Source organism: Boseongicola sp., from assembly GCA_014075275.1.
In the GTDB taxonomy this organism is placed as follows: Bacteria; Pseudomonadota; Alphaproteobacteria; order Rhodobacterales; family Rhodobacteraceae.
This window is the reverse complement of record CP046179.1, coordinates 2758199-2770109: the sequence shown is the minus strand read 5'-3', so window position 1 is coordinate 2770109 and position 11911 is coordinate 2758199. Positions and strand designations below refer to the sequence as shown.

Annotated in this window: 10 protein-coding genes; 3 read left to right on the top strand and 7 right to left on the bottom strand. The window is 54.6% G+C overall.

The features are described from left to right. Positions 1–99: 99 nt before the first annotated feature. Genes GKR98_13970 through GKR98_13940 form a run of 7 tightly spaced genes read right to left on the bottom strand, consistent with a single transcriptional unit; the run spans position 100 to position 7073 of the window. Positions 100–1011, bottom strand: a complete 912-nt coding sequence (locus tag GKR98_13970) for a carbohydrate kinase (protein ID QMU59200.1) — start codon at positions 1009–1011, stop codon at positions 100–102. Continuing rightward, positions 1008–2066: a sn-glycerol-3-phosphate ABC transporter ATP-binding protein UgpC gene (gene ugpC, locus GKR98_13965; GenBank protein QMU59199.1), complete on the bottom strand. Its 1059-nt coding sequence runs from the start codon at positions 2064–2066 to the stop codon at positions 1008–1010. Before ugpC ends, GKR98_13970 begins: the two co-directional genes overlap by 4 nt. Before the next feature lie 3 nt (positions 2067–2069). Then, positions 2070–3554, bottom strand: coding sequence for an argininosuccinate lyase (gene argH / locus GKR98_13960; GenBank protein QMU59198.1), 1485 nt, complete (start codon positions 3552–3554; stop codon positions 2070–2072). Beyond that, a complete protein-coding gene (locus GKR98_13955; protein QMU59197.1) occupies positions 3551–3988 on the bottom strand; it encodes a hypothetical protein in 438 nt (145 codons plus the stop codon). The genes argH and GKR98_13955 overlap by 4 nt, the downstream gene beginning before the upstream one ends. Then, a complete protein-coding gene (locus GKR98_13950) occupies positions 3985–4863 on the bottom strand; it encodes an ABC transporter permease subunit (protein ID QMU59196.1) in 879 nt (292 codons plus the stop codon). The genes GKR98_13955 and GKR98_13950 overlap by 4 nt, the downstream gene beginning before the upstream one ends. After that, on the bottom strand, positions 4863–5756 hold the full coding sequence (locus tag GKR98_13945) for an ABC transporter permease subunit (protein ID QMU59195.1): 894 nt from the start codon (positions 5754–5756) through the stop codon (positions 4863–4865). Before GKR98_13945 ends, GKR98_13950 begins: the two co-directional genes overlap by 1 nt. Positions 5757–5810: 54 nt before the next feature. Continuing rightward, positions 5811–7073, bottom strand: a complete 1263-nt coding sequence (locus GKR98_13940) for an extracellular solute-binding protein (protein ID QMU59194.1) — start codon at positions 7071–7073, stop codon at positions 5811–5813. A gap of 122 nt (positions 7074–7195) precedes the next feature. Here GKR98_13940 and GKR98_13935 point away from each other — a divergent pair, with 122 nt between their 5' ends. The 3 genes from GKR98_13935 to GKR98_13925 are packed head-to-tail and all read left to right on the top strand — an operon-like array spanning position 7196 to position 11611. Continuing rightward, positions 7196–8371 (top strand): ROK family protein, encoded by a 1176-nt coding sequence (locus tag GKR98_13935; GenBank protein QMU59193.1) that lies wholly within the window; start codon positions 7196–7198, stop codon positions 8369–8371. Positions 8372–8379: 8 nt separating this feature from the next. After that, the gene (locus GKR98_13930) at positions 8380–10731 is read left to right on the top strand and encodes a PIG-L family deacetylase (GenBank protein QMU59192.1); all 2352 of its coding nucleotides are present in this window, start codon (positions 8380–8382) and stop codon (positions 10729–10731) included. Next, positions 10724–11611, top strand: coding sequence for an EamA family transporter (locus tag GKR98_13925; protein ID QMU59191.1), 888 nt, complete (start codon positions 10724–10726; stop codon positions 11609–11611). Before GKR98_13930 ends, GKR98_13925 begins: the two co-directional genes overlap by 8 nt. The last annotated feature ends 300 nt before the right edge of the window (positions 11612–11911 follow it).

The window sequence follows — 11911 nt, the reverse complement described above, 5'->3', positions numbered from 1 at the left end:
CGTAAAAACCCAAGCTTCACACTTCCAATAGAAAACCAACTAGCAACCATTTCTTGCAGCCAACCAATCACCCAATGCCTACCGCCCCACGATGACACCTTAACTCTGCGGAGAACTAACTGCAGCAAGCTGTTCGTCCTCAAGCGCATCTGCACATTGAAATCCGCCAAGCTGCGATATGGCCAACGCGCCCTGAGCATTCCCTGCCCGCAAACACTCTGGCAACGAACACTGATCCAACCACGCCGAAATGAAACCTGCGTTAAACGCATCACCAGCTCCGGTGGTGTCCACAACATCGACACGCGAGGCCGGCGCGCTGACTTGGCCATTGCCGTCATATGCTGTCGCACCCTTTGCGCCCTGCTTTACCACCGTCAAAGCGGTCATCGGTTCGGGCACACCAATCGATTTAAGGTGCCGGGCTTCGGACTCGTTAGGCAGAAACAAATCTATGTCCCCGATTATTGATCCAATGTCGTTCGCAGCCAGTCCGTCATCCCAACCACAATCCAGCGATACACTCGCCCCCGCAGCACGCGCGACACCAACGATGTTGGGTCGCTCCACCAGTGTCGCCAGTTCGCCGATATGAATATGTTTAACTGAAAATCGGCGCAACTCGGCAACTGAAATTTCAGGATATGCGGCTCCGCTTCGCCGGGTTAAAAACGCTCGGTCGCTAGAATCTGTGATAGCCACAGTAAGCTGCGGGTCCGCACCCGGCGCTGCAGTTTGGCAAAACGCTGTCTCTAGGCCCGCCTTAACCAACTCGCCGTGAACCACATCCTGAAATGGCACCGTCGGCAAAAATGCCCCCAGCGCGACGCGATTGCCAAGTCGCGAAAGATGCGCGGCCGTGATAAACGCTCCGCCGCCAGCATGCAGCCCAAACCCATCGGCAAAAACCTCGGTCCCCATTTTCGGAAACCGTGGCACACCTGTAAAAATCAGGTCGCAATACAGGCGTCCAACACACAGGATCGTCTGGTCTTGCGCTCTTTCGCTCATCCAAATGCCTCGCCCGAATTGGCATCAAAAACATGGATATTCTCGGGAAGAGCACTGAGTTTTACAGTCGCACCAACTTCGGGTGGTGTCCGGCCATCGGCCTTGGCAATGATTTCGCCAGACGGTGTTCCGACATAAATCAGCGTTTCGTGACCAAGGGGTTCGCGGACAAGTACCTCGCCTTCAAGCGCGCCGTCTCCATTCTCTGGCTGCAAGTCCTCGGGCCTGACACCAAGCGTGACTTCCCGCCCAGCGGGCAAGTTACGACCAACATCTACCTTACGCCCGGAATAAATCTCGATCTTGCTGTCCGCCCCCACAACACCAGGGATCATGTTCATCGACGGCGCGCCAATAAACTGCGCTACAAACGTGTTAGCGGGCGTGTGGTAGACTTCCGATGGCGTCCCAACCTGCTGAATGTGACCATCCTTCATAATCACAATCCGATCCGCCATCGTCATAGCTTCAACCTGATCGTGAGTGACAAAAATTATCGTGTTCCCAACACGTTGGTGAAGTTTCTTAATCTCCAATCTCATCTGAGTTCGAAGCTGCGCATCCAGATTCGACAACGGTTCGTCGAACAGAAACACCGCCGGATCTCGGACCATCGCGCGCCCGATAGCAACCCTTTGCCGCTGTCCTCCAGACAATTGCGAGGGCTTCCGGCCCAGCAAATCAGTCATACCCAAGATGCCGGCAACTTCGTCGATACGCTCATCTTTCTGCGCTTTAGGAAGCGGCGAACTGCGCAACCCAAATCCAATATTTTTCCGCACCGTCATATGGGGATAGATGGCATAATTCTGGAAGACCATCGCGATGTCGCGATCTTTTGGCTCCAAGTTATTCACTTCGCGCCCTGCAATCTCGACTATACCAGACGTCACTTCTTCAAGTCCGGCGATGAGACGTAATGTCGTCGACTTCCCACACCCCGAAGGCCCGACAAAAACAACAAACTCGCCGTCGCTGACTTCAAGATTAATGCCATGCAACACTTCGGTTTTGTCATAGGTTTTAACCAGGTCGCGTATGATGAGATCAGCCAAAGCTTAACGCTCCATGAGGTTTGAGAAAGCAGATGAAAGGTGACCAGTCGCATCGGCCACACGCCCGACCCTGCTCGATTTCTTGGCCGAAAGGTCTGCCAGTTGATCACGATAAGACGACAGAGCATCTGCCAGCGCCTCGGGGCCGGGTCCACCGGTGCGATTACGCACGGCAATGAAATATTCTGAAGACGTTACTCTTCTGTAAGTCTCGTCATCCAGTTTCGACTGGCGATTGGTCTCAGCCTCGAATGCAGTCGTAAAATCGCTGAAGCCATCACCCAAAGGTTTGCCCGCTGAAATCACGGCCCGCGCGGTTTTTGCTGCTATTTCGTGTGCTTGCCGGAATGTCAGATCTTCGGTTCGAACAAGGATATCCGCCAGCTCAGTGATCGTGACGCAGGCGGCATCCGCGTTCCTGCGAACATTCGCACTGTTGATAGAACACGCCGGAACCAGTGCCGCAAACAACGCCAGCACCCGCGCACCACTATCAAAGGCCGCATAACCACCCTGCTGCACCTCGCCTTCACTGTCATTCATGTCAGTGAACGGTGTGTTGTGCATCGTGTTCACGACGGTATCGCAGCGTCCAACCGTCATGCTGGCCAAATGCCTAAGGTGCTCAATCGGAACCGGGTTCCGCTTTTGCGGCATGATCGAGCTGATCTGCACAAGGCTATTGGGCACATATAGCTGCCCCACTTCGAACGCCGACCAGAACTGCAGGTCCTGAACCACCCGGCCCAGATGTAGGAACAGCAACTTCATTGCCGAATAAAGCCCGGTCACATAGTCAACCGAGGCAATACAACCATACGAATTCTGTAACGGCTCACTAAAGCCGAGCAATTCCGCAATACGGGCCCGGTCAATCGGGAAGCCTGACGTCGTAATGGCCGCAGCACCCATGGGACAATGCTCCAACGCTTCGGCCGCAGCATCCAGCCGTTCGGCGTCACGCAAAAGCACCTCGATCACAGCACCCAGATAGTGACCGAATGTCGACGGCTGAGCTGGCTGACCATGAGTATAGGCGACAATCAAAGTGTCCTTCTCGGCCTCGGCTTTCTCAATCAATTTGCCCGCCAATTCGTGAACCATCGCCAAAAGCGCCATTGTCCTGTCGCGCAACGCCATCTTGAAGACAGTATGGTCCATATCGTTGCGCGAACGCGCCGTGTGAAGGGCACCGCCCAGGTCCCCAACCCGCGCGCGCAATTCAGACTCGACCAAAAAGAAGTAATCTTCGTGTTCGCCCGTGTATTCCTGCGCGTCAATGTCGATCTCATCATCGATCGCGGCCAAGGCTTGCGCTATCTCGGCGGCCTCATGGCTGCTAATGATATTCGTCTCTCTCAGCATAACCAGATGCGCACGATTGATCGCAGCCATATGGGCCGCATAATGCGCCTTCACTCCATCAAATAACGGTGCCAGAACAGTCGCCTGATAGACAGGGTCAGGAAAACGCGACGTGTCGGTCATTGTGCGTTTCCAAACCAATCTCGGACGATCTGGTGGTCATAGGTGGTAACTTCCAAGTGGTTCCCATCCGGATCCTGAAAATAGTAAGACCAGACCAATGCGTGATCCGCTGCCTCCCGACGCTCCAAAATCTCGCCCTTTCTCCCCACTACGTCATCGTTCGGCAGAGCGTCTCCAAACGCGATGAACGTGCGGCCATTGACCCGAAACGCCGATGTATGATCGCCGTCAGATGGCGGGCGGCCATGAAAGATTGTCGCGCAATACTGTCCCCGCGAGGTGGCCATGTATTTGCCCCCGGACAGCCGCGCAGAGCTTGGCAGAACTTTCAAACCAAGCACGCGCCCATACCAGTCCGCAGCTGCATCGGGATCGGCCACATAAAGATGCACATGATCCAGCGATGCCACCTCAATCAGGCTGTCACCACTCATCCCTTCAGTCCCGCCATGACCACACCTTGGATAATAAATCGCTGGAAAATCAGGAACACTATCAGTGTCGGGATCGTCGAGATTGCAGCGCCAGTCATGATCAACTCCCACGCCACATCTGCCTCGTCCCCAAAGGACGAAAGGCCAACAGGCAGTGTGTACATTTCGACCGAGTTGGTCACGATCAACGGCCAGATAAACGCAGTCCAATTGCCCAGGAACACAAAGATCGCCAATGCCGCCAACGCTGGCTTCACTAACGGCATCGCAACCGTCCACCAGATTTGCAACTCGTTCAGCCCGTCAATCCGGGCCGCTTCAATGAAATCATCTGGCACAGTTTCAAAGAACTGCTTCATCAAAAACGTGCCGAACGCCGTCATCAGGCCCGGGAACATGATGCCCCAATAGGTATCCAGCCACCCGAACTGTTGGCTCATCAGATACCAGGGGATGACCAGCATCTCAGTCGGGATCATCAGCGTCGACAGGATCGCGATAAAAATGATGTAGCGTCCCGGAAACCGGAATTTGCACAGGGTATAGCCAACAAGACTGTCAAACAGCACATTCGATATCGTCGTTATCACTGCTATGATGATCGAGTTGACGAACCACCAATAAAACCGCCCGTCTTCCAACACGAAAGTATAGTTTTCGATGTGCGGCTCGTCGGGGATCAGCTTTAGGTTATAGACTTCGTGCGGCCATTTTAGCGACGTCGAAATCATGAACGCAATCGGCATGACCATCAGGATGCCACCTAGAAACAGCAATCCCCATCGGATGATCTGGCCCATATTCGCAGGCCGCTTTGGCGACTGAGTCTTCAAAAGCGTGTTGGAACTCGCGCGAATATTTTCTGCAACGGCCATCAGCTGTCCCTCAAAATGCGAAGTTGCAACAGGCTAACGACCAGCAAAACCACGAACAAAACCACCGTCTGCGCTGCTGCATATCCCATGTCGAAAGATGAAAACGCAGTATCATAGATCATCAGAACCAGCGGCTTAGTTGAATTCAAAGGGCCGCCCGGGTTGTTCGTCGTCATATTGAAGACGTGGTCGAAAATGCGCAGGAACCCAATCGACGAAAAGACCACTATGAATACGATTGTCGGCTTCAATAAAGGCAACGTAATCTCCCAAAGCACTGTCGCCCAGCCAACACCGTCAATGCGGGCAGCTTCATAGTAACTGCGCGGGATGGCGCGCAAACCGGCCATGAAGATAATAACCTGAAACCCAAGTCCCGCCCAAACGGCTGGTGCCAGAATTGAGGGCAATGCATTGGTGGTCGAGTTCAGAAACTCGACCTGCGGAATTCCGACGGACGCCAGAAAGTTGTTGAACAATCCAATGGGAACCGGCTGGTAAAACCACCGCCAAACCCAGGCCATTGCGACCGCACTGGTCATGAATGGCAAAAAATAAAGCATCCGCATGAACCCATGCATGAACCGGGTCTTATCCAGATGATAGGCAATAATGAACGACACAACCAAACTGATTGGCGTGCCTAGCAACAGATACAAAAATGTATTGCGGAAAACTTTCCAGAACACAGGATCACTGAACAGTTTCTGATAGTTCTCAGTTCCTGCCCAGGTTCGATCTCCCAACAAATTCCAATCCTGAAAACTGATCACAATAGCATTTGCGGTCGGATAAAATCGGATCACCGTATAAAAGAGTACGGGTAAGGCCAGGAACGCCCAGGCCCAGACGATCTGTTTTTGGCGGATCGTAAGATCTTGGTAAATCTTCATAGCCCTACCCGTCAGGGAGATCTCCGGCCCGTTACAGGCCGGAGAGAGGAAGTTTTAGTTGGACGAGTAATACTCGTTCAGAAGCTTTTGCTCGGCTTCCGCAGCAATGGCGATGCTGTCTGAAGCACTCATTCCCTGAAGCGTCATACGCTCGACCATTTCATTCAAAATTTGACGCTGCCCACTTTCGTTGGCAAACTTCGTCGTGTTGGCATAGGCCAATCCGCGAATGAACGGCCCGAATACCGGGTTGTTCGCGTTGTCTTCGGTCATACCAACAGATGGCTTGGCCGGAAGTTCGCCGACCACATCAAGCCAGACCTGCATCGCTTCATCAGACGTTACATACTGCATGAACTTTACAGCAGCGTCGTATTTCTCGCCCTCAGCCTTTGTGGTGATCGCATTCACCCAATAGGACGAATAGTTCGACTGCGTACCGTCAGACGTCGCTGGCAGTTCGGTCACACCCCATTTCAGACCCCGCTGTTTGTTAAGCGAGCCAATACGGAACGATCCATCAATATGCATTCCTGCACGCCCGGCCTTAAAGGCCGCTTGTGGCTCGTCCATAAATCCAAATGATGAAATCGGGTCGTCGCTCTCAGACATTCCAACATAAAACTCCAGCGCCTTAACGCCCGCGTCCGAGTTGTAATTTACAGTCCGATAGTCATCCAGATAAGGCTCGCCCCCCATCTGGCGCACCAGAACTTCGCGGAACCAGTGGTGGTCCTGCGCCGTCATACCAGCGGTAATGCCAACCTGAGTAACGTTTCCGGCACCATCAAACTTGGTCATGGCACGTGCCGCCTCAACCATTTCGTCGATGGTGGTTGGTGGCTCAACACCTGCTTCTTCCAGAAGACGTTCGTTATAGAACAATGCCAAAGACCGCACTGCGGTTGGAAGCGCCCAGTAATTGTTGCCATCTTTCATGGCCTGAACCATTGGGAAGAAATTCGCGTCAATTTCGGATGTAGGAAAGTCAGACGCTGGCAGCGGCTGGATCAGTTCGGCAGCAACATAGTCATTCAGCCAACCATAAAACAGCTGGACCACATCTGGCCCTTCGCCCGCCGGAACGGCGGCGGCAACCTTGGTGCGGTAATCCGCATAGGGGAAGTGAGTCATCTTGACCGTGATATCCGGGTTGGCAGCCTGGAAATTGTCGATCAGTTGCTCCATCGCCGTTACGCGCGCATCAAAGAAATACTGCCAATACTCAATCTCAACCGCATTCGCAGCTGACCCCAGCAAAGTTGCCACGCTTGTTGCTGCGGCAACTGAAAAGACCTTCAGCTTGCTTAAACTCATTTAGATTCTCCCTATAGCTTTACGGCCGAACGCCGATTTGGGACGCAACGGGGGCGCCCTCCATGAAGAATGATTAACTCAACTATATTGAGTTATCAACCAACTTGAGTTAATCGGTTGAAATGGTCGCCCTGTCCGAAATCATCGTTGGCGCAAATGCCGAACGTTCCCGCAGCCACAACAGGCAAATGGTGCTCGGACGTGTTCGCGCCGCCGGCGAAATTGGACGCGCAGAAATTGCCAAAGTGTCAGGTCTCTCGACGCAGGCGGTGTCGAATATAATTGCCGATCTTCTTCAAGATGACCTGATCGTTGAAACCGGGCGGCGCACTGCCGGGCGCGGTTTGCCGGCGGTCCAATATGCTCTTAACCCGCTGGGCGGATTTGCAGCTGGCGTCGAAATTCGCTCCGACGCAGTCTTTGCGGCGCTACTGGACCTCTGTGGCAATACACTTGCTTCTCAGCGAACTGTATTGAAGGCGTTGGATCGAAAAACCGTCACACAAACTGTTGTCAACGTTCAGAAAAAACTCCTCACCAAGACCAAAGCTCCGAAAGATCGATTGCTCGGTGCCGGTATCGTAATGCCAGGTCCATTTGGCCCAACAGGATTACGGGGCAGCCGATCTGACGGTCCAATCTGGGACGATATCGCCCCCGATCTTTGGTTCGCTGATACCCTCGGCATTCCGGTTGCCGTCGAAAACGATGCCAACGCCGCGGCCATCGCCGAACGCATCTCGGGAGTTGCCCAAGGCCTCGATACTTATGCATTCATATACTTCGGCAGCGGCTTGGGCCTTGGCGCAGTTCATAAGGGCCGCATCATCTCTGGCGCATTCGGAAACGCTGGTGAAATTGGGCATATTCCTGTCACCAGCGATGGGAAAACCCGGCTTTTGGAAGATGTCGTCAGTCGGTTCTCTGTCCAACGCGCACTTGCAAAAGAGGGAATTGATGTCGACAGCGGCGATGACCTTGACCGTCTCTACCAACAGAACCACCCAATTCTGGAAAGTTGGCTGGATGCCGCCATCGAGCCGCTTTCTGCTGCGATCACGATAATTGAAAACTTGCTGGACCCTCAGGCAATCATTCTTGGCGGTGCGATGCCCGACAGCATTCTGGAACATTTTGTGCAATCCGTTCGCCCCTCAGATCACTCGGTTTCCAACCGCATGGATCGCGGCGGCCCTCGCGTGCTGCGGGGTGCTTCTGGTCGGATGACCGCAACACTCGGTGCCGCCGCCCTTGTTATCAATCAAGCCTTCACACCGAAAATCTCCGCGCAATTGTAGGAACCACCATGCAAACCATTGACCAATCCCGACTGGCAGATGCCCGTGCCACGCCTCGGGTCATGCAGCTTTGGTGGGCCTTGCGTCCGCTAAAGTCGGTCATGCGGTTCATGCAGTCCGGGGCCCATCCAGATGATGAAGACTCAGGAATGCTTGCTGCACTGATTTTTCGCGATGGCATAAACCTGTCCTACGCATGTTCAACCAGAGGCGAAGGCGGCCAAAACGACATCGGCACCGAAGCAGGCGCAGAACTCGGTGCATTGCGCACGCGCGAGATGGAGCGCGCCTGCGACATCCTTGATATGCGCATGTATTGGCATTCTGAACGTTGGGACGATCCGATCACCGATTTCGGCTTTTCCAAAACCGGAACCGAAACCTTTTCTTACTGGGGTCATGATCGGACATTGGCCCGCTTCGTCGAAATCATCCGCACAGATCGACCTGACATTCTGTGCCCGACGTTTCTAGATGTTCCCGGTCAGCACGGCCACCACCGCGCCATGACCCAGGCAGCGCACGAAGTTATGGCTGCCGCTGCCGATCCGGCATACCCGTCAAACCTACCTCCGTGGCAAGTCAAAAAACTCTATCTTCCGGCGTGGTCCGGTGCCGGCCAAACTTACGATGACGATGTGCCGCCCCCACCCGCCACACTGACCATCGACAGCAGCGGCGGCGATCCGATGAGTGGTTGGGTCTGGGACAGGATCGGACAGATGTCCCGATCTTTTCATCGCACGCAAGGCATGGGCGTCTGGGTCGGCTTGAGAAACGAGCGTGATTGGCCCCTGCATCTGGCAGAATCCCACGTCAGCGGGCCAGACAGCTCTCTGTTCTCCGGAATACCGAACTCTGTTGCCGATCTCGCGCAACTCGCCGGGGCCGGGCCCATTTCAAACCAATTAGACAACGCATCGAAACTCATCGACGCAGCGATTGCCGCCTTCCCAGACTTTCAGACAGTCGCGGATAACGCACTCAAGGCACGCGCCGAAATTGAACACGTCATTTATGCCTGTCCAGACAATCTGCGCGGCGACATCATTCACCGCTTAGTTGCTAAGCGTGACCAACTGGACCGCGTCGTCAGAATTTCGCTCGGCATCATCGTACAGGCATCAACCGACAATAGTTTCTTGTCCCCCGGCACAAGCACGTCAGTCAGGATCGACATAGACAAAGGCAGCGCAGACACGCTGTCTGTTCAGCCAGTTCTCCCCAGCGGTTGGTCCATCGACGCCGAAACCCTCTCAATCGATTCAGCCGCCTTGCCGTCTGACCCCTATCGAGCAGCCTATGATCCCGCTGCTCCAACAACCCCATATTGGTCGCTTGGGTTGAATGTGCTTGGCCACGATCTCTCAATTGCAACGCGCTTTGGCGAAGAACCCTTCGTGCTCCCTGCCCCGTCAGCAAGCGTTACGCCCAGCGCAATCCTGATAAACTTGGAAAACGCCGCGCGCGACACTGAACTGCAAATCATGTCCGCCGATGCGATATCCCTGTCCACGCCCGATGGCTGGACGACTTCGACGTCGGACGATGCCGTCACAATATCGGCTCCGACTGACCTAACTCCTAGCCTATACGAACTTTCGCTCTTCGGCGGCGATAAGCCCGCCCAGTCAACCACCCTCATTGATTATCCCCACATCACCCCAACGGCTCAATTCAAGCCTGCGGTTGTCAAAGCCCGCGCGCTACACGCAATCGTGCCAGATGTGCGCGTTGGTTACGTTGGCGCAGGAAACGACCGGGTCGGACACTGGATCTCTACACTTGGCGCACAGGTCGAGGATGTTTCAGACACCGATCTTCTCAGTGACGCGGCGCTTCAACGGTTTGACACGATCATCGTAGGCATCTTCGCTTACAAATTCCGCACGGGCCTTCTCGAAGCCGCGCCCAAACTGAACAACTGGTGCAGAAACGGCGGCACACTGGTAACTCTTTACCATAGGCCCTGGGACAATTGGGATGCGGATACGACACCGCCATTGCATCTGGAAATCGGCAAACCCTCGCTGCGGTGGCGCGTTACCGATGAAAACAGCGCGGTAACCCATCTGGCCGATCACCCGATTCTGACCTCTCCCAACCGCATCACCGAAGACGACTGGTCAGGCTGGGTCAAAGAGCGCGGCCTCTATTTCGCCAAATCGTGGGACAAAGCCTATGTCCCCTTGCTGGCCATTAACGACCCCGGCGAAGCTCCACTCCACGGCTCGCTTCTTGCCGCTGACGTAGGCAAGGGACGACACGTCCACACATCACTCATCCTTCACCACCAGATGGAGCATCTTGTTCCCGGAGCCTTCCGTCTGATGGCCAACATAATCGCTCGCCGTGAATGAACAGACCGAACGCGACAATCTGACGGGTGGCGTATGGCTTCTGGCCGATCTCTTCTTAAATGTCGGCGCTCTTTCAATCGTCAAATGGCTGGGCCCCGACTATGCCGCGTCCCAGGTTGTCTTCATGCGCGCCGCAGTCGGATTTGTGCTGATCCTTCCGTTCATCATCAAAGAGCGGCACACATTCAAAGACACTCCTGACCTTCCGCTGCACCTCCTGCGCGTTTTGATGTCCGTCATCACCCTCACTGCCAGCTTCTTTGCAATCGCGCGCGTTCCACTTGCACTATTCACCGCCGTCGGATTTACCCGCCCGATCATGACCATGATCCTGGCGGCGATCTTCCTTCACGAATGGATCGGCGCAAAGCGATGGATCGGGGCAGCGATCGCATTCGTCGGCGTTGTCATTGCTGTGAACCCGGCCACCTTCGGGGGCGACACCACCGGTCTAGTGGCGCTTGGCGTCGTTGTACTGTCAGGCTCTGCCGCGGTCATCGCCACACGCAGACTAAGGGACGCACCCCCGATTGTGCTCATGACCTTCTACACCGCAGGCCTCGCAATCGTAACAGCCCCATTCGCTTTGTGGGCTTGGACGCCGGTGCTACCTGAACACCTTATCCCCCTCATCCTCATCGGCGTGCTTGCCCAAAGCGCCCAGCTTTGCTTTCTCCGCGCGCACTTCCTTGGGGCGGCAGGCTTCCTGTCCGTACTCAGCTACCTGGGTCTGGTGCTGTCGGTTTTGGTCGGGCTGGTGGTCTTCAACGAAACCCCACGCCCGGAATTCTTTGTCGGTGCCGCGCTTGTCGTTGCAGCCGCAGTCTGGGTTTCACTGGATGCGCGTAAGAAGGCCAGAACGGGCGCGGGAATTCGATAACTGAAAGCAGGACGCGCTTTAGGAAAATGCCGATAGACGGGAAATCTATCGGCCAAAGTTGGTGTTCGAATTAGATTTGATGACGGCGACCAAAACAACATTCAGCCACCGTCAGTGATTCTCAGCCCTTCGCAGCGGCTCCCTGCCGGGTGCGAACGTAAATAATTGCCAAAAGCGGGAGAAGCGGCGCGGCCATGACGGAATAGTAAATCCAAAGTTCCATTGTAATGCCTTGTAATCGTTACTGATATTTACACTGTGCCACAGGCATTCGGTCTTTATTTGACCGGTGATTGGCAA

Coding starts and splice junctions, on each gene's coding strand:
- argH (QMU59198.1), bottom strand. CDS start 3,554: ATGACCGACACGTCGCGTTTTCCTGACCCTGTCTATCAGGCGACTGTT.
- GKR98_13945 (QMU59195.1), bottom strand. CDS start 5,756: ATGAAGATTTACCAAGATCTTACGATCCGCCAAAAACAGATCGTCTGG.
- GKR98_13955 (QMU59197.1), bottom strand. CDS start 3,988: ATGAGTGGTGACAGCCTGATTGAGGTGGCATCGCTGGATCATGTGCAT.
- GKR98_13950 (QMU59196.1), bottom strand. CDS start 4,863: ATGGCCGTTGCAGAAAATATTCGCGCGAGTTCCAACACGCTTTTGAAG.
- GKR98_13930 (QMU59192.1), top strand. CDS start 8,380: ATGCAAACCATTGACCAATCCCGACTGGCAGATGCCCGTGCCACGCCT.
- GKR98_13940 (QMU59194.1), bottom strand. CDS start 7,073: ATGAGTTTAAGCAAGCTGAAGGTCTTTTCAGTTGCCGCAGCAACAAGC.
- GKR98_13970 (QMU59200.1), bottom strand. CDS start 1,011: ATGAGCGAAAGAGCGCAAGACCAGACGATCCTGTGTGTTGGACGCCTG.
- GKR98_13935 (QMU59193.1), top strand. CDS start 7,196: ATGGTCGCCCTGTCCGAAATCATCGTTGGCGCAAATGCCGAACGTTCC.